The 17245-nt window shown below is 37.8% G+C and carries 15 protein-coding genes; 3 read left to right on the forward strand and 12 right to left on the reverse strand.

The annotated features are described in order from the left end of the window. Window positions 1–61: 61 nt before the first annotated feature. From ACMAYL_RS06240 to ACMAYL_RS06280, 9 genes are all read right to left on the reverse strand, one after another. Window positions 62–1210, reverse strand: coding sequence for a chorismate-binding protein (locus tag ACMAYL_RS06240; protein WP_412470879.1), 1149 nt, complete (start codon window positions 1208–1210; stop codon window positions 62–64). Then, window positions 1197–2558, reverse strand: a complete 1362-nt coding sequence (gene dnaB, locus ACMAYL_RS06245) for a replicative DNA helicase (RefSeq protein ID WP_233189671.1) — start codon at window positions 2556–2558, stop codon at window positions 1197–1199. The genes ACMAYL_RS06240 and dnaB overlap by 14 nt, the downstream gene beginning before the upstream one ends. A 71-nt stretch (window positions 2559–2629) precedes the next feature. Next, the gene (rplI, locus tag ACMAYL_RS06250; RefSeq protein WP_103216388.1) at window positions 2630–3244 is read right to left on the reverse strand and encodes a 50S ribosomal protein L9; all 615 of its coding nucleotides are present in this window, start codon (window positions 3242–3244) and stop codon (window positions 2630–2632) included. Between the two features lies 1 nt (window position 3245). Continuing rightward, window positions 3246–4256 carry a DUF2232 domain-containing protein gene (locus ACMAYL_RS06255; protein ID WP_103216387.1) on the reverse strand — a complete coding sequence of 337 codons (1011 nt, stop codon included), beginning with the start codon at window positions 4254–4256 and terminating at the stop codon, window positions 3246–3248. Between the two features lie 41 nt (window positions 4257–4297). Continuing rightward, window positions 4298–4915 (reverse strand): 30S ribosomal protein S18, encoded by a 618-nt coding sequence (rpsR, locus tag ACMAYL_RS06260; protein WP_103216386.1) that lies wholly within the window; start codon window positions 4913–4915, stop codon window positions 4298–4300. Between the two features lie 323 nt (window positions 4916–5238). After that, window positions 5239–5850 carry an LON peptidase substrate-binding domain-containing protein gene (locus ACMAYL_RS06265; RefSeq protein WP_103216385.1) on the reverse strand — a complete coding sequence of 204 codons (612 nt, stop codon included), beginning with the start codon at window positions 5848–5850 and terminating at the stop codon, window positions 5239–5241. A 49-nt stretch (window positions 5851–5899) separates the two neighbouring features. Continuing rightward, complete coding sequence (locus tag ACMAYL_RS06270; RefSeq protein ID WP_103216384.1) at window positions 5900–7471, reverse strand: Rne/Rng family ribonuclease; 1572 nt, start codon at window positions 7469–7471, stop codon at window positions 5900–5902. 182 nt (window positions 7472–7653) lie between these two features. After that, on the reverse strand, window positions 7654–8868 hold the full coding sequence (locus ACMAYL_RS06275) for a NupC/NupG family nucleoside CNT transporter (protein WP_103216383.1): 1215 nt from the start codon (window positions 8866–8868) through the stop codon (window positions 7654–7656). Window positions 8869–8954: 86 nt separating this feature from the next. Then, window positions 8955–9350, reverse strand: coding sequence for a hypothetical protein (locus tag ACMAYL_RS06280; RefSeq protein WP_103216382.1), 396 nt, complete (start codon window positions 9348–9350; stop codon window positions 8955–8957). A 161-nt stretch (window positions 9351–9511) separates the two neighbouring features. Between ACMAYL_RS06280 and ACMAYL_RS06285 the strand changes: the two genes are divergently transcribed. The 3 genes from ACMAYL_RS06285 (at window position 9512) to ACMAYL_RS06295 (ending at window position 13090) form a co-directional block, all read left to right on the forward strand. Further along, window positions 9512–10831: a thymidine phosphorylase gene (locus ACMAYL_RS06285; RefSeq protein WP_412470880.1), complete on the forward strand. Its 1320-nt coding sequence runs from the start codon at window positions 9512–9514 to the stop codon at window positions 10829–10831. Window positions 10832–10839: 8 nt separating this feature from the next. Beyond that, window positions 10840–11664 (forward strand): purine-nucleoside phosphorylase, encoded by an 825-nt coding sequence (locus tag ACMAYL_RS06290; protein ID WP_103216380.1) that lies wholly within the window; start codon window positions 10840–10842, stop codon window positions 11662–11664. Window positions 11665–11761: 97 nt separating this feature from the next. Then, on the forward strand, window positions 11762–13090 hold the full coding sequence (locus ACMAYL_RS06295) for a PolC-type DNA polymerase III (protein WP_412470881.1): 1329 nt from the start codon (window positions 11762–11764) through the stop codon (window positions 13088–13090). On the opposite strand, the gene ACMAYL_RS06300 is transcribed toward ACMAYL_RS06295, so the two are convergent. The 3 genes from ACMAYL_RS06300 to ACMAYL_RS06310 all read right to left on the reverse strand — a co-directional run bounded on the left by ACMAYL_RS06300 (window position 13091) and on the right by ACMAYL_RS06310 (window position 17238). Then, a complete protein-coding gene (locus ACMAYL_RS06300; protein ID WP_412470882.1) occupies window positions 13091–14527 on the reverse strand; it encodes a histidine kinase dimerization/phospho-acceptor domain-containing protein in 1437 nt (478 codons plus the stop codon). It lies immediately after the preceding gene. Next, entirely contained in the window at window positions 14527–15825 is a 1299-nt protein-coding gene (gene xseA, locus ACMAYL_RS06305) for an exodeoxyribonuclease VII large subunit (protein ID WP_392990927.1), read from the reverse strand. The genes ACMAYL_RS06300 and xseA overlap by 1 nt, the downstream gene beginning before the upstream one ends. 66 nt (window positions 15826–15891) lie before the next feature. Beyond that, complete coding sequence (locus ACMAYL_RS06310; RefSeq protein ID WP_103216376.1) at window positions 15892–17238, reverse strand: S41 family peptidase; 1347 nt, start codon at window positions 17236–17238, stop codon at window positions 15892–15894. Window positions 17239–17245 lie beyond the last annotated feature (7 nt).

Genomic DNA, 17245 nt, shown 5'->3' on the forward strand with positions numbered 1-17245 from the left:
AAAAATCATATCTAGCGTGATATTTGAATGTCAAAACTAACAAAACAGATGTAAGAATTTATTAGATTTTTACATCCTTAAAGAAAACCTTAAGAAAGCTATTAGCTTTGGCTTTTAGTTCGAAGAATTCGCTCTCAGCGTCACTTAGTAGAGTGATTCCTCCTCCTGCCCCGTATAGAGCGAGGTTAGAAGATGATGCAATATCTAAAGAACGGATATTTATAGATGATTTATAAATATTGTCAAAATTTAAAATGGTAGAACCTGTGTAAATTCCTCGGTCTTTGTTTTCGATATTTTTTATCAATTCAACGACTCTTTTCTTCGGTGCACCAGTGATACTTCCTCCTGGAAACAGGGAGGTAACTAAAGAGAGGTTGTTGCACTCTTCTAGCTCTACACTTATTTTAGAGTACTGATGAATAAGTCCTGGCACATAAAAAAATTCGCGCATTGATTCAACTTTTGAAAAGTTTTTTCCAATGGCAGACAGATCATGTCTTAAGAGGTCTGTAATTATATTGAGTTCACTTGTATTTTTGACGTCGTTAATTAAGAAGTCTTTGCCAAGATGATCGGCCACAGTTCCCTTGATTGGTCTTGTTGTGAGTTTTTTTCTTTCCTGGTCATACTCGTATAAGCATTCTGGAGAATTACTAATAACGAGACGCTCTTCAAATGGAAGACTTAGGATATGTGCAAATTCACCGAGCTTGGGATAAAGCTCTATACTTAAAAATGTATTAATCAGATCATCTGTATTTGAAATTTTTAACTCGATAAGAGAAGTTAGATTTAGCTGGTAACAATTTCCGGCCAATAAATTTTCATATGTCTTATGAAATAGATTTTCATACTCATCTTTAGTAATAATTTTCTCTACAGTAGCTGTCGTTTTCTTATGGGCTTCTGTAGGCCTTATAATGCTTTTCTCTTCAAAGTTTATAAGTGTTGCAAGGCTTAGCTCTTCTTCAAAGTAAGGGGCATCAGACAAAAAGTAATGGCCTAATTCATAATGCAGAGATTGCACATGCCAGCAGTGTCCTAATAAGTCTTTTAAAGCAGCAACAGAGAAGTCCTGTTCAGTTTGACGGAGTCGATCGTAAATTTTCTTATTTGTTATATGAAGGTATTTTGAAGGCCTCTCAAGTTTTAAGAAGCCTTCTTCATGTTTAAAGAGAGCGTAAGTCGATTGACTAGTTTCTGCCATCGTCTTGTGCATAGGCGATATTTTCGAAACTTGTATGCGCACCAACGAATGTTAGCTTTGCAGTTCCAACTTCACCACCACGGTTTTTACCAACGATAACTTCTGCAATCCCCTGATCTTTTGTATCAGGGTTATAATATTCATCACGATATACGAACATAATAATATCCGCATCCTGCTCAATTGATCCAGATTCACGAAGATCCGAAGTCATTGGACGTTTGTTAGGACGAGATTCAACCCCACGGTTAAGCTGTGAAAGTGCGATTACCGGACACTCAAGTTCTTTGGCCATATTCTTTAGGCCCCTTGAAATTTCCGCAATCTGCTGTTCACGAGGAAGCATCTTATTGTGTGAACTCATTAGCTGAAGGTAGTCGATAACCACAAGTCCCAGACCTTCAGATGCTTTGATCTTACGACAAGCAGACTGAATATCGAGAAGGTTTGTCCCAGCATTATCATTAATATAAATTGGCATATCAGCAAGTTGCTGAATCCCCTGCCCAATTTTTCTTAAATCTGTTTCAAGGAACTCTTTTGTACGAATTCTTTTTGAATCGATCTTCGCACGTTGAGTTAGAAGTCTCATTGAAAGTTCCTTGGCCATCATCTCCAGAGAGAAAAGAGCAACTGGAAGTTTTGAGAACTCACAAGCATTCTGTGCAACGTTTAGAGCAAGAGCAGTCTTCCCCATGGCAGGACGGGCAGCTAGAATAATTAACTGACCAGGTTGCATACCAAGTAATAACTTATCAAGGGCACCATAACCAGTCGGTACACCATGAATCTCACCGGCAACGCGCGATGTATCTTCAATTTCTTTAATGTTTTCTTTTAGACACTCATTAAGCTTAATCATACTTCCTTGCTTGGCCTCGTTTGTAAGACCAAAGAAGATTGATTCTACTTCCTGAATGAAGTCTTGTGCATTTCCAGAGAAAGTTGCACCTTTGTCCGCTACCTTTCTAGCTTGGCGAACGAGGTCTCTAAGAGACGCCTTGTCTTTTACAGTCTTTGCATAGTGACGAAGGTTTGCACTTGATACCTGATCTTCTGTAATATCAAGAATGAAGTTCTGACCACCAATTTCATCAAGGCGATTGTGGTCTGAAAGATATGAACAAATTGTTACGTAATCAACAGGGTTATTCGAGTGAACCATATCTTTAATGGCATCGAATACAATTCCATATTTCGGATTATAAAAATCCTTTCCCTCTAATTTTAAATCAGAGATTTCATCAAATGACATACTATCTAAAATTAAGCATGAAAGTAGAGATTTCTCAGAAAGAGTATCGTTTGGAAGTGTTCTTGCGTTGTTCGAGTTGTTTTGCTCAACCATATTCTGCCCCATAATATGATTAGAAAAAAGAAGGGAGGCTTAAAGCCCCCCTCTTTAATATAAGAAAAAAATTAGCTTCTTAGGATTCTATTAGCTTCCATCTTAAGCTTTTCTTCTTCAGACATCTCACCTGAGTTGTCACCAGAAGCAGCAGCTTCAGCAGCTTCTTTAGCAAGAAGTTCTTGAGCAGCTTTCATTGCAGCAAGTTCTTCAGCTTTTTTCTTGTTTTCTTCTTCTTGAGCTGGATCCATTTTTACAGTTACTGTAAAAGTAGCATCTACACCTGCGAAAACTTTAGCTTTAACTTCGTAGCTACCAATCGCACGGATTGGGTTTTCTAGAAGAAGGTGTCTTCTTTCTACATCGTGACCTAGTTTACCTAGTTCAAGAGAAAGTTCGTGAGTAGTAACAGAACCAAATAGTTTACCGTTAGTACCAACTCTTTTGATAAGTTCAATGTTTAGTCCATTGATTGCACCAGCAACTTTTGTTGCAGATGCTTTATCAGCTTCAACTTGCTTAGCAAGTAGTTTCTCAAAGTGCTTAACCTGAGCTGTGTTTGATTCATCAGCTAGAACTGCAGCACCATTTGGAATTAGGAAGTTTCTTGCATAACCAGCTGAAACGTTAACGATCTCACCAACGTTACCAAGAGACTTTACAGTTTCTTTAAGAATAACTTTCATTTTATATCTCCTTATTATTTTTAAAAAATCTTCTAAAGTTGACCCAATAGTCTAATAGGCCAACAATCGCAATAAAACGATGAGCAAAGAAAATAGTCATAATCGCAAGAATTGAGCGAACAAACCCAGTCACCTTAATATATTTTAAGAAGTCTAAGTAAACACCCATTCCTTGAAAGAAATAGAATATTCCTAAGCAAAGTAAGATATTAAGGCCAATCACCTCAACAATCTCACCACCAATATACTCTCCACCTAAGAAGAGAGCTAGCCCAATAACTACGATAAGGGCAAAGTACTCTGGCACTTGAAAGCGCACAAAGTGCTTTAGACCAAATTTGTAGCCATGAAGCATTTTCCATAACTTTGCATTTCTTAAAAGCATGAAAACTGTTAACCATAAAATAAAGAACGTACTTACAAAAATAACAGAGAAGCCCCATTGATAGATTCTCTTAATGATATCTTCTGGGTTTTCAAAAACACTTTGGTAAGTTGCTGCGACTTCACCACCGCGAGCAATTAATTCTTTATAATCTGGTGAATTCTTTAATTGTGACAAACCTTCATTTACTGAAGTTGTAATCGTCGTCGAGATTGTTGAAGGAAAAATCACTTCAATTGTTCCCAAAAGTCCGAAGATCACAAGTAGAAGTATAAATCCTCTCTTTAATAATCCTTTTACAGGATCTTCATTGCGTAAAATCGTAGCGGCACTCAAGTAACCAATGATAACAGCGTAGAATAAAACGTACGCCGAGTTAGCAAGGATTAAAAAAGAGTCGTTCGATTGTGCAGCAATAAAGCAAAGAACGATCATTACACCGAAAGTCACAAGCGTCTTTAAGTTTCCATAGATTAAGAAAGCGAATGCCACTGGAAGTGGTGAAAATACACCTAGTGGATAAGCAACACTTAAGATCAAACTCACTACACATAAGAAAAGTAACTTCCCAATTGTGAAGTTATCTTTTGAGATAAGTGTAAATGTGTTTGGTTTCTTATCGTTCATTATCTTTTTCTAATTCCCTTAAGACTAAGTTCTCAACGCTCTTAGTGAGCGAAGTCACCTCTAACGTGAGATACTAGACCAATATTTCTTGCTCTCTTAATTGCAGATTGTGCCCATCTGTGGTGCTTAGTAGAAACACCTGTAACTCTTGCTGGTTGAATTTTACCAAACTCGTTGATAAGCCAGTTGTAAGTTTTTGGATCTTTCCAGTCTGCAGTGATGCTGTTTGCTTTGAACCAACAGTTCTTTCTCTTAGCAAATCTTCTCTTATCTTTTTCTGCACCTTTTTCTAGTTCATCAGTTTGTGAACCTGGGTGAGCTTTTGAGAATGGAGTTTTGTAAGCTTTAACAACAGCTTCTGCGTCTGCGTTGTTGTCTGCTAGTTTAATGATTAGATACTTGTGAACGTCTTCGTTGATTTTGAAACGTCTTTGAAGTTCTGTGTTTAGGTCTTTGTTACCTGAAACGATGAAATAGATGTAGTTACCTGTTTTAGCACCGTTCTTGGCAGTTTGAGCAAATGTTCTCATTCCCCAATCATCAGTTAAAAGGACTTCACCTTCGTAATTTTTTACAACTTCTGCTACTAGGTTTTTAAGGCTAGTTTGTTGCTCTTCAGTTGCGCCCGCGTGAGCTACTAATGCTAACTCATAAATCATACTTTATCTCCTGGACAATAGTTATTATTGGCCTCCCTACCACAGGGAAGCGAGTAAATTAACGGTCAAATGTGGTGCTAATCTATCAGCAACAGCGCTTTGTGTAAAGCGACTTCGGGTACGCGCCACCTTTACGTGATTACAATACGTTGGACAATACAAGGAGGGGCAGAGGTATGTAGTTTCAGACACTTAGATGATAGCGACGGTAATAATATCCCTCGAATGAGCGTAAAATAGCCTAAATATGCGAATTTTTTTCAATTTATTCAAAAGAGAACAACCTAAACTACTGAATTCTCGAAAAGGTGGCGCGTACTACTTTAGTCGAGCCATTCAAGAAGGACGTCGATCTTAGCGTTGATATCATCGATTTCAAGAATTCCCTGCTTTAGATCTGGCGAAGTAACCACAAATTCAGTAATGGCCCCGATTAAAACAACAGGATCTTTTGTTGCTTCCATGAGGGCATCGTACTCAACTTGATTTTTAAAAAATGATTTTGCCCAATGACGAAAAACGAGACCAAGCCTTTGCAGTGAAATCATGTGCTCAGGCATCACTGTTAAAAACTCTGTAATCGGGTCGACTTCAATTGTATTAAATGGAAGCTCTTCATTATAGACGTCCATGATGAGACCTTTAAAAAGAGGCTCAAGAACAACAAGCATTGTTCCATCTTTTGATTTTTGAAGAATTTGTACGCGGCCAAGCCCCACAACTCTCTTTACCGCATGATACTTTTCATGGTCAATTCCAATGGTATCAGCTTCTTCATCAGCATCTTGCAAAGTCGCATAGGCCAAAGCGACAGGTGTATTAGTTTTCTCTGCTTCATGAATCATATGTATGTAGCGTGGTTCAAAAATATTGAGGGGCTTTTTTAAGATCGCCTGATATGAAACTTTATGTAATGGGAATAGAAGTGCTCTCATATCAGTAAAACCTTAAAAGCAAGTAAGGGTGCCTTAGGCACCCATGCAGCTAGAATATTTCGTATTGTTCAACGTGATAAGAGTTCTCCGAGCGAATCTGAAGATTAACGCTGAATACCTCTTCCATCGTTTCGATAATATCAAGCTCTTCGCCACAAAGAGATGCCGTCACTTCTGGGTGAGCATAAATTGATATCTTCTTTGACTCTGGATTGTTGCGAATTTTCTTTCCAAGTTCACGAACAATCTCATAGCAAATCGTATTTACTGTTTTTACAATTCCATTTCCTTCACAGTATGGACAAGGCTCACACATGATACGTGTAAGAGTGTCACGAGTTCTCTTTCGAGTCATCTCAACAAGCCCTAGTTCGGAAATAGGAAGGACTTTTGTTTTTGAACGATCTTTCTTAAGAGCGTCTACTAGTGAGTTATAAACAGCTTCGCGGTTTTCAACTTTTTCCATATCGATAAAGTCGATAATAATAATCCCACCACAGTTTCTAAGTCTTAGCTGATAAGCGATCTCTTTAACTGCTTCAAGATTAGTGCGAAGAATTGTTTCTTCTAATGTTTTTCGTCCGACAAATTTACCCGTGTTAACATCGATTGAAACAAGGGCCTCTGTTTGGTCGATATTTAGTGAACCACCTGAACGAAGGTAAACCTTATTGCTTAGTCCCCTTTCAATTTCAATATCAACACCAAATTTTTCAAAGATCGGATTTGTTTCATCAAAGAATTTTGCCTTCCCCTTAATTTGTGGAAGATACTTTGTTGCAAATTTTTCAACTTCTTTCACACCGTCTTTATCGTCGATAATAATATTATCAACATCTTCATCTGTAATATCTCTTAAAACTCGTTGAATAAAAGTTAAGTCTTCATAACAAAGCGCAGGTGCTTTTTCTTTTTCAGATTTCTTTTGCACCTCTTTCCAAATTTTTGTCAGCATATCGTAGTCAGACTTAAGAGTTTTATATGAGCTTCCTTCCGCAACAGTACGAGCAATAACACCCTTACCTTCTGGACGAATTGTCTCAAGCATCTCTTTTAGACGATCACGCTCTTCCTCATTTTCAATACGGCGAGAAACACCAGTGTGCTCAATAAAAGGCATATAAACAACATAGCGCCCAGGGATTGTTACATGACGAGTAACACGTGGACCTTTAGTTGAAATAGGCTCTTTTGCAACTTGAACAATGATCTCATCCCCTTCTTTTAAGAATGATTCAATCGTTGCAGACTCTGGACGCATTTTCATATCCATCGACTCTGAAAGAGTTGCTAACTCATCAGGAATCACAAGACCATTTTCTTTCTTCTCTTTCTTAATTTCCTCGGCCTTCTTTGCCATCTCTCTTTGCTCATCAAGAGTCGGAAGATAAGCATCATCAACGTAGAGGAAAGCTGCTTTTGAATAGCCGATGTCAACGAATGCAGACTGCATTCCTGGTAAAACTCTTAATACTTTTCCTCGGTAGATATTCCCAAGGCGTGGATGCGGCGTTGTCGTTGGCTTAGTTCTCTCCATTAGGAAGTCGAGAATTTCACCATTCTCCATCAAAACAGCACGCCACTCGTTAACTGTTTTGTTAATAATTAAATCTTTAGACATATATATTCCTTTTAAACTCAAATCGAAATATGCAATAAAAACACGAGGCAAGTCGGCGAGCATAGCTCAAGCCAAAGACTTTAACCTACTAATAATTGTACGTCTGGGCAAGGTTTTGCGCTAGAAGATATAATATTCCGCGTTACCCTACTCAACTAATCAATCATTAAAATAAATTAGAATTAAATGAAGATACCAGCGATACAGGCCGTCATGAAACATGCAAGTGTCCCTGCAATTAGAGACTTCACACCTAGCTTTGCAAGGTCTTGCTTACGGTTTTCAGCGATCCCACCGATTCCACCAATTTGAATCCCAATTGATGAGAAATTGGCAAAACCACAAAGGGCATACGTTGCAATAGTAATTGAGCGCTCCGATAGGTTACCCATATTCGCCTTAAGGTCTAAGTAGGCCACGAACTCATTTAGTACTAACTTCTTACCAAGAAGCATTCCCACGATTTCCGCATCCTTCCACTCAACACCTAATAACCAAGCAAATGGAGCAAATAATTTACCCATGATTAGCTCAAGAGTAATTCCTTCAAAACCAAACCAACCTGTGATTAGGCCAAGAGCACCGTTGAACATTGCTACAAGAGCAATGATTGCAATCAACATTGCACCAACATTAATGGCAAGCTTTACACCTTCACTTGCACCATTGGCCGCAGCATCGATTAAATTTACACTGTTATCTTTTAAATCTAATTTTAAGTCACCTTGAGTTAGAGACTCTTGTGTCTCTGGCACCATAAGCTTGGCACAAACAAGTGCCGCTGGAGCCGACATAACTGATGCCGAAAGTAAGTGTGCAGCATCAATTCCAAAACCAACATATGAAGCAAGAACCCCACCTGCAACAGTGGCCATTCCACCAGTCATTAGCGCCATAAGTTCCGATTGTGTCATTTTTGAAACCAGTGGCTTTACCACAAGTGGTGCCTCAGTTTGCCCAGCAAAGATATTGGCAGCGGCCGCTAGAGACTCAGCTCCCGATGTCCCCATCACAACTGACATGACTTTAGCAAAAGCCTTAATAACAACCTGCATGATACCTAAGTGATAAAATACACTCATTAATGAAGACATAAAAATAATTGTCGGAAGAACCATGACAAAGAAAATAAAGCCGAATTTTGGAACATTTGAAAGTGGACCAAAGATAAAGCCTGAACCTTCGTTAGTATAATTTAGAATTGCAGTGAAAAAACCACGTGCACCTTCAAAGAAGTTTTGCCCTACATCAGTTTTTAGAATGATGAGACCAAAGAAGATCTGAAGAGCTAAGCCAGAAAGAACGAGACGCCAATTAATTTTCTTACGGTTATTTGATAATGCAAAAGCAACACCAACCATAACGATCAAACCAAATGCCGAAATAACTCTTTCCATGGAATACCCTATAACTAAATTAAATTAATTCTAAAATTAGCCTTAGAGTATAGGTTTGAGCATAAATGGACAATAAAAAAGAATAATTAGAAGTTAAACGACCAACCAACTTTTGGATTTACAGCATTAAACTCTTTGATATCTTGTGCCGTATTTGACGCATGCCAATTAAGACGACTAGTCGTATCAAAGTCACGGTAGCCCGTTTGACGAATTGTCGCCTGCGACTTTGCAGCTTGATTGTAGGCCACAACACCAACACCAACAACAATCCCTACAGCAGCACCAACGAGAATATTTTTAAGGTGATCCTTAGGCTCCTCAACAAAAGATAATGTCGACAGACCAAGAATAGCTCCACCAAGGCCAAGACCAGCAACAGTTGTTAAGTCACGTAATCCTTCTTCCTTAAAATTTGTTTGTGCAAATGAAGAGAATGAAAATGTAAGAGCTAAACATATAATGATAATTTTTTTGAACATTTCTAAAACCTTAAAATCCCTGCGCTACGCATTAAGTTTCATCATTGCCACCTCTAATGGCCGTGTCTATAATGACCCTTTTACTATTCTATACGCATAAGTAATTTGATGCAATAAATGCACAGGAATTATTAGGGAATTAAATTTTTAAAAGGAATACTATGTCGGAAAATTTTAGCGCATATCAGATCATCTCAAAAAAAAGAGATGGTAAAAAATTAACAGATGAAGAAATTAAGTGGTTCATAAATGGGATTACAAATGGTGATGTTGCTGACTATCAAATGTCTGCACTACTAATGGCCATTTACTTAAATGGTATGAGCGTAAAAGAAACTGCCGCTCTTACAGATGCCATGCTTTACTCTGGAAAGACGCTAAAGTTCTCAGGAGTGAACGTGATCGACAAACACTCAACTGGTGGTGTTGGAGACAAGGCATCGTTCATTCTTGGCCCAATCGCTACGGCATGCGGAGTTAAGGTTCCAATGATGGCCGGACGTGGTTTAGGCCATACAGGTGGAACAGTTGATAAAGTTGAATCGATTAAAGGATTCAAAACTGAACTAACTCTTGAACAATTCAAAAAGCAACTTAATAAAGAGAAGATCGTTCTTATTGGTCAAACAAAGGATATCGCTCCTGCTGACAAAATCATCTACGGTCTAAGAGATGTAACGGGAACAGTTGAATCAATCCCATTAATTACAGCATCAATCATGAGTAAGAAATTAGCAGAAGGTGCTAATGGTATCGTGATGGATATTAAAGTTGGTGACGGTGCATTCATGGATAATATCAAGGATGCAAAAGCACTTGCAAAAAGTCTTCGTGATACAGCAAAGCGCTTTGATAAGCGTATGATCACAATGATTACAGATATGAATCAACCACTAGGTCAGTATATTGGTAACTCTCTAGAGATCATCGAATCAATTGAGACACTAAAAGGTAACGGTCCAAAAGACTTAACTGATATCAGTGTTAAGCTTGCAGGTGCAATGATCTATATTGCAGGAAAAGCTGATTCACTTAAAGAAGGTGAAAAGAAAGCGCAAGCAGTAATTGATAATGGAAAAGCACTTAAAGTTTTCAAAAACCTTATTAAGGTTCAAGGTGGAGACGAAAAAGTTTGTGACGACTACTCTCGCCTACCTCTAGCAAAAGAGAAGACTGTATTTAGCGCAACTAAGAATGGTTACGTTTCTGCGATTGCTTGCAAGAACATGGGCCTACACTGTGTAAGCCTTGGTGGTGGACGTGCAAAAGCAACTGATAAGATCGACTTTGGAGTTGGTTTTATTCTTAATAAGAAAGTTGGTGACAAGGTTTCTAAAGGTGAAGCACTTGTTGAGATCTACCATAACAAAGATCAGAAGAAACAAGTTGAAACTATCCTTGCAGACTTAAAGAAAGATATTAAAGTTACAACTGCTAAGCCTAAAGCAAGTAAGTTAATCTTTGAAGTGAAGGAAATCTAGAGGTACGTATGCACGCAATTTTTAAAAGACTAGAAGAGACAAAAAGTTATATCCAAAGCAAATATGACAAGGCACCTGATATTGGAGTTATCCTAGGTTCAGGACTTGGTGAATTTGCTAACCTTTTAGAAAACAAAGTTGAAATCAGCTACGAAGAAATCCCAGGTTTTAAAAAGACAAAAGTTAAGGGCCACAAAGGTCAACTTGTTATGGGTGAGCTAGGTGGAAAAGTTGTAGCTGTTATGCAAGGACGTATTCACCGCTATGAAGGCCACTCTCTTGATGAAGTTGTTTTTCCTGTTCGCGTTTTAAAAACACTTGGTATTAAGAATCTAATCATCACAAATGCTGCTGGTGGAATTAATTTAGATTACAGCTCTGGTTCACTTGTTCTAATTACAGATCACTTAAACTTAACTGGTGAAAACTGTCTTGTGGGAGAAAATATTGAAGAGCTAGGAACTCGTTTTCCAGATATGACTTATGCATGGTCACCTGCTCTTAAAGAAATTGCACATGCTTCGGCAAAGAATATTTCATATGATCTTAAAGAGGGTGTTTATGTTGGTGTAATGGGACCAACTTATGAAACACCTGCGGAAATTCGTATGTATCGTAATTTTGGTGGAGACCTTGTTGGAATGTCGACAGTACAAGAGTGTATTGCTGCTAACCACATGGGACTTGATGTTCTTGGTATCTCTTGTGTGACAAATATGGCAGCAGGGATTGAGAATACTAAACTAAATCACGATGATATTAAGCACGAGGCCGCTCGTGTAATGAAGAAATTTCTAGAGCTTCTTGAAGAAGTTATCTCAAATATCAAATAAAAAAATCATAATTTCTCCCTACCTCGGTGGGGAGAACTTTGCTATAATCTATTCAATACCTAACCACGAGTGAATACTCGGCTTTCATGGATTATTGATGGAAACACATTCTTCAAAGAAAATGCTAGCAGACATGAGCTTCTGCGTCTTCGATTTAGAAACGACTGGTGGAAACCAGAAAAAAGATAAAATCATTGAAATTGGACTTGTCCAAATCGATAACCTGGAAGTAGGAGCTCAAAAAAGCTTTCTTATCAATCCAGAAAGAAAAATCCCAGACTTCATTCAAAAGCTAACTTCCATCACACAAGATGAAGTTGAGGGCGCACCAATAATTGATGCCGTTATTGATGAAGTTCTAGAGTTTATTGGTGACCGAGTTCTTATCGCTCACAACTCTTCATTTGATATTCCATTTTTAAATTCAGTTTTAGAAAGGCTTGGAAGAAAGCAACTTGAGAATAAGGGTTTGTGTACAAACCTTATGACGAAGTATCTTATTCCAACTCTCATGAACTCGAATCTAAACTATATGTCGCGTATTTTTAATATTTCTCACCAAAAGGCACACCGTGCCCTTGATGATGCTATCGCGACGGCGCAACTCTTCTTAAACTATCTCAATATCTTTATTGAAAAAGACATTAAGAAGATCAATCATCTTTACTACCCTAAGAATCGCTACGAGCTTGATCTTTGTAACTTTAAAAAAGATACAAGTGAGCACGAAGAGATCGTAGCAAAGATGAAAAAGATTTTTGCTCCTTTTGTTATTACAGTAAAAGGACAAAACGGAGTGATCCTCTTCTCTTTCCCATGTACGAACAAAGATAATGAGATTCAATTCATTAGTGAGCGTATTAAAGATCTCGAATGGCAAACTATTTCCATTAAACTTAGTGGACCAATTCTAGAGGCCCTTATTCGCTTTAATCATTCATTTAATAAAATGGATGAAGCCGATCAAGAAGAGGCCATCACAATGCTTCGTCAAAATTTGATTGGAGACGGTACGAAAGAAGAACTAAAGGCCGAGTACAAAGAAGAGCTTCAAAAAATCAAGCAAGCTGACTTCGTTCTTATGAATCACCTTGTGCCGGAACAATATACAATCTACCCTCTTGGCGCCCTAGGGATTAGACAAGGTTTAATCTTTCGCTACCCTGGTCACGACAAGAAGCTAATTCAATATATCAACTCAAAGTCTAATCGCAAGAAAGCGCAGAAGCTTAAAGAAATTCACTTCCCTGAAATGCTGCAGGAACTTGTTAATCTTTATATGGCAAAGAACCTGCGCCAAGAACGCGAGCTTATGATCTTTAAGGATTCATTTGCCCTTAAGAATAAGGACTTCTTCTTTACTCAACTTGATAAGTTCATTGAAGTGAATCCGAATAAGTATAATTATCCGGAAGCGTTTATTTAATCAGACCAAATTATAAATCACAATATCCTGCCCATGAATTTCAACCCGTGAATTTTCAAGTGCAAGTAAGTGGATGATTAAGCGGTTTAAGATCTTACTCTTTTGTCCTTCGATATTGAGATTCTTAACCGTAAGAATGATATCGTGTTCACTACGATAGAAGTTACAATCGATTGAGTTAGAGCTAGCATCAATTAAGAGTTCGTGATTTTTAAGCGTCATCATCTCACTTAGGATTAAGTAGAGAATGATTGGAAGACTCGCACCACTGATGGCATATTCTTTGAGATCATTTGAAATATTTGTATGAATCGATATTCCCGATTCTATTTTTCGATTGCTTAGTAGCGAGATCGCCTGTTGAAGAATGCTAGAGAAAGTACTTTGGCGACTTAGCTGATCGTTAACCTTGGCGAAACCGAGGAAGGTATTGATCAAATTTTTACAACGATTTGCTGATGCCTTCATTTCATTTAGGATTGTTAAATCGTCTTCTTCCCACTCTTCAAGTTCTAACATATTAATGGCAGCAAGAATTCCCGCTAGCGGGTTATTGAGTTCGTGGGCAATCGAGCTTGTAATAATACCAAGTTCAGAGTGAGACTTTGTATAATTGAATTCCTGTTTAACAAGACAAATTGTTTTTAAATTAGAAGTTGTACTTGAAAGAATTTTATACTTTTGATCACCAATATCTAACCATCCTGAATCAATATTCTTAATAAGATTATTTGGTGTGATACCAAGCTTTAGAAAGTGATCATTATGATAGTGAACGATACCATCATCACTCAAAATAACAACAGGATATGACAATTTGTTAATTAGGTCTGTAACACCTAACTGCTCACTTGAAAGCTCTTCTTGGTTAACATTAATTAATTGAATAACATTGGCGATCGCTTGTGCGGCCAAAAAAGCTTCTTCCCTATCCCCTTTAACAGTAAGTAGATAATAAGAAGTACTATCTTCAAAGCAATAGTCTTCTTTAACAGGGTAAAGATGTGAATCGATCTTATCGATTACCTTAATATTAAATTCATTTTTGACTTCAGAAATCTTAAAAAGTTCAGCTATAAAATTCTCATCATTATCTTGATATACCTTTTCAAGATAAAGACCTGCGATTTCCATTTCATCTAAATTGGCACTGGCCATACTAGAGTTTAATTTAAAGACTCTTGCAAGCTCTCTTTTGAAATGAAGAAGCTCTTTAAGATTCTCGATGGTTTCAATCTCAATAATGTGGTCTTCTAACTTAACAATTAGAGGGATACTAGATTCAATTGAAAAATCAAATTCATAATCACTAGAGCTAAATCCAGAATAGTTTAGATTGCGCTCCAGCTCTTCATCAATCTCTATATTTGAGTGGTAGTAAAAATTTTGTTTAGGCGAATTAACTTCACTATCTTGAAAGCCAAGAGATGCACTCACTAGTTAACTCCTTTATGAAGAGTCACCTTACCGTCAGCGTAGTGAATATCCACATCGACATTTTCAAGCTTTGCCATGTCTTTGGCACTACTGATAACTTTATCGCCAATTTGAGTATAGGCATATCCACGAGTTAGAACATTTTTAGGATTTAAGGCACCGAGAATTTTTTCAAATTCCATATTCTTATTTTTATAATTCACAATTTTATTTTGGATTGCTTTTACGAGCTGACGACTAAGGCGATCAAGCTCAAAAGTATATTCATAAAGAGATAGGATCTGTTCTTTTCTCTTAATAAGATTTAGCTTCTCAAGCTCATGCTTATAATCTGAAATTTTCGATTTAAGAGCAATGAGGAAACTCTTCGGTGACGTTTCAGAAAGAACATCATAGCGACGACGAAGCTCCATATTCATGGCACCTTTTAAATCCTTACGAATGCGATTCATATCAGAATCTAAGGCCATAAATTTTTGTGTCAGAACTTCTGCAGCAGCTGAAGGCGTCTCCATCCTAAGATCGGCCACATAATCAGAGATGGTAAAGTCCACTTGGTGACCAACGGCACTAATCGTTGGGATTGGGCAATTATAAATATCCCAAGCAAGTGCTTCGTCATTAAACGCCCAGAGGTCTTCCATCGACCCACCACCACGAGTGAGAACGATGACATCTAACATATCTTTAGTACGCCCCTCTTCTTTTGCCTTTAAATGATAAGCAATGAGTTTTTCAAGGGCCTTACGAATTGAGGCAGGAGCATTTACTCCTTGAACCAGGGCCGGTGAAAGAAGAACCTGATGATACTCAGATCTTCTTTGAGATACATTTAAAAAGTCTTGCAGGGCCGCGGCTCCCTTTGCCGTAATTACACCGATGCGTTTTGGCATCGTCGGTATCGGCTGCTTTGAACTCATATCAAAAAGACCTTCTGCTTGAAGTTTCTTTTTTAATAATTCAAATTGTTCCTGAAGATCACCCTTACCCGCCGGCACAATACGCTTAACAATTAACTGAAAAGTTCCACGACTCGGATAAACAGAAACAGAACCAGAGACAATAACTTTATCTCCTGCACGAATATTTTTAATGACTGGATTTCTCATGGCATCCATCTTAAAGAGCGCCATTTGCATGAGGGCACTACCATCACCAAGAGAGAAATACCAATGTCCTGCACCAGAGGAGCTAAGGTTTGAAACCTCTCCTGTTACACTAATATTTTGATAATTAGACTCGAGATTTTTCTTAATGTGATTTACGAGTTGTGAGACTGATGGGACTTTATTATTCATCCCTTAATGATGTTAAAAAAGGCACAAAGTGGGAAGACAAAGAGCGTCATCCCACTGTGATTTCAACTAGATATTTTGAAATTTATTGACTGCGTTTAAAAATTTAATTGCCTGAAGAACTTGGTAGTCTTTGTCGGCCGAATACTTTCTAGCTACCGATGATTCATCTTTCTTTTGATTGATTTCTTTTGCTCTTTCAATTCTTTTTAGACGTGCTGCTTTTTCACGCTTAAGACGAGCTTCCTTTTCTTCTTCAGTTTCAACAGTGGCCGTTAAGTGATTTCTAAGATCGACTTCTCTTACTCCACCATCATCATACATATGCTCTTCAACAAATTCACCTTCGACTTGTGAAACTTGAACATCAGGCTTAATACCAAGGGCCTGAATTTTTCTTCCCTTAGGAGTCATATACTGGGCAATTGTAAGTTTAATCCCCTGCTCTTCTGAAACTTGAGAAACGGTTTGTACACTTCCTTTTCCAAAAGAATTTGTCCCAACAATTAGAGCACGCTTGTGATCTTGGAGAGCACCTGCCACAATTTCAGAAGCAGAAGCACTTGAGCCGTTAATTAATACAGCAACAGGTATCTCTAGTTCTTTATGGCCACTCTTTTTAACATAACGAATTTCTTTATTCTTTGGATCACGACCTTCAGTCGAAACAACTACTCCATCATTTAAAAAGATTGAAGCAAGATTTACTGCTTCATTTAAAAGTCCACCTGGGTTCGAGCGAAGATCTAGAACAACTCCTCTAAAATTCTTTCCAAGTTTCTTTTTTTCTTTTTTAAGCGCCTTTACTACATATTCAGCTGCATCTTTTTGAAATTGGCTTAAACGAATAACAGCATAGTTATTTACTGCAAATGACTTAACTGGCTTAGTCTTGATCTTTTGGCGCTTTACCTTGAAGTTACGAATATCTTTTTCACCAGCTCTTAGGATTCCTAGGTTAATAACAGTTCCAAGCTCACCTTTCATACGATCAACGGCTTCATCAAGAGTGATACCAATTGTTGACTCATTATTAATTTCAACAATTTTATCTCCTGGCAGAAGGCCCGCTTTTTCAGCAGGAGAATCCTCGATTGGAGTTGTAATGACAAGAACACCATCTTTTTGCGTAACTTCTATTCCAAGTCCACCATACTCGCCACTTGTGTCTTCTTGCATCTTCTTGAATACTTCTTCATCTAAAAATGCAGAGTGAGGGTCTAATGTTTGAAACATTCCCTTTAGTGCTCCATCAATGAGCTTATCAATATCTACCTTTCGGTAATAATTTGTTTCGATGATATGAATAACTTTATTGAAGAGTTCGAGCTTTTCAAAACGCGACCTCTCAGTTTGCTTTGCCTGAGCAGGTGCTACAAATGCCGTAAGCATAAGAGCAACAAATAGCTTTTTCATTATTATT

This window comes from Halobacteriovorax sp. RT-2-4 (genome assembly GCF_047085445.1).
Taxonomy (GTDB): domain Bacteria; phylum Bdellovibrionota; class Bacteriovoracia; order Bacteriovoracales; family Bacteriovoracaceae; genus Halobacteriovorax_A.

Excerpts from the sequence above, each read along its gene's own strand:
- ACMAYL_RS06240 (WP_412470879.1), bottom strand. The coding sequence starts at position 1,210 with ATGGCAGAAACTAGTCAATCGACTTACGCTCTCTTTAAACATGAAGAA.
- dnaB (WP_233189671.1), bottom strand. The coding sequence starts at position 2,558 with ATGGTTGAGCAAAACAACTCGAACAACGCAAGAACACTTCCAAACGAT.
- rplI (WP_103216388.1), bottom strand. The coding sequence starts at position 3,244 with ATGAAAGTTATTCTTAAAGAAACTGTAAAGTCTCTTGGTAACGTTGGT.
- ACMAYL_RS06255 (WP_103216387.1), bottom strand. The coding sequence starts at position 4,256 with ATGAACGATAAGAAACCAAACACATTTACACTTATCTCAAAAGATAAC.
- rpsR (WP_103216386.1), bottom strand. The coding sequence starts at position 4,915 with ATGATTTATGAGTTAGCATTAGTAGCTCACGCGGGCGCAACTGAAGAG.
- ACMAYL_RS06265 (WP_103216385.1), bottom strand. The coding sequence starts at position 5,850 with ATGAGAGCACTTCTATTCCCATTACATAAAGTTTCATATCAGGCGATC.
- ACMAYL_RS06270 (WP_103216384.1), bottom strand. The coding sequence starts at position 7,471 with ATGTCTAAAGATTTAATTATTAACAAAACAGTTAACGAGTGGCGTGCT.
- ACMAYL_RS06275 (WP_103216383.1), bottom strand. The coding sequence starts at position 8,868 with ATGGAAAGAGTTATTTCGGCATTTGGTTTGATCGTTATGGTTGGTGTT.
- ACMAYL_RS06280 (WP_103216382.1), bottom strand. The coding sequence starts at position 9,350 with ATGTTCAAAAAAATTATCATTATATGTTTAGCTCTTACATTTTCATTC.
- ACMAYL_RS06285 (WP_412470880.1), top strand. The coding sequence starts at position 9,512 with ATGTCGGAAAATTTTAGCGCATATCAGATCATCTCAAAAAAAAGAGAT.
- ACMAYL_RS06290 (WP_103216380.1), top strand. The coding sequence starts at position 10,840 with ATGCACGCAATTTTTAAAAGACTAGAAGAGACAAAAAGTTATATCCAA.
- ACMAYL_RS06295 (WP_412470881.1), top strand. The coding sequence starts at position 11,762 with ATGGAAACACATTCTTCAAAGAAAATGCTAGCAGACATGAGCTTCTGC.
- xseA (WP_392990927.1), bottom strand. The coding sequence starts at position 15,825 with ATGAATAATAAAGTCCCATCAGTCTCACAACTCGTAAATCACATTAAG.
- ACMAYL_RS06310 (WP_103216376.1), bottom strand. The coding sequence starts at position 17,238 with ATGAAAAAGCTATTTGTTGCTCTTATGCTTACGGCATTTGTAGCACCT.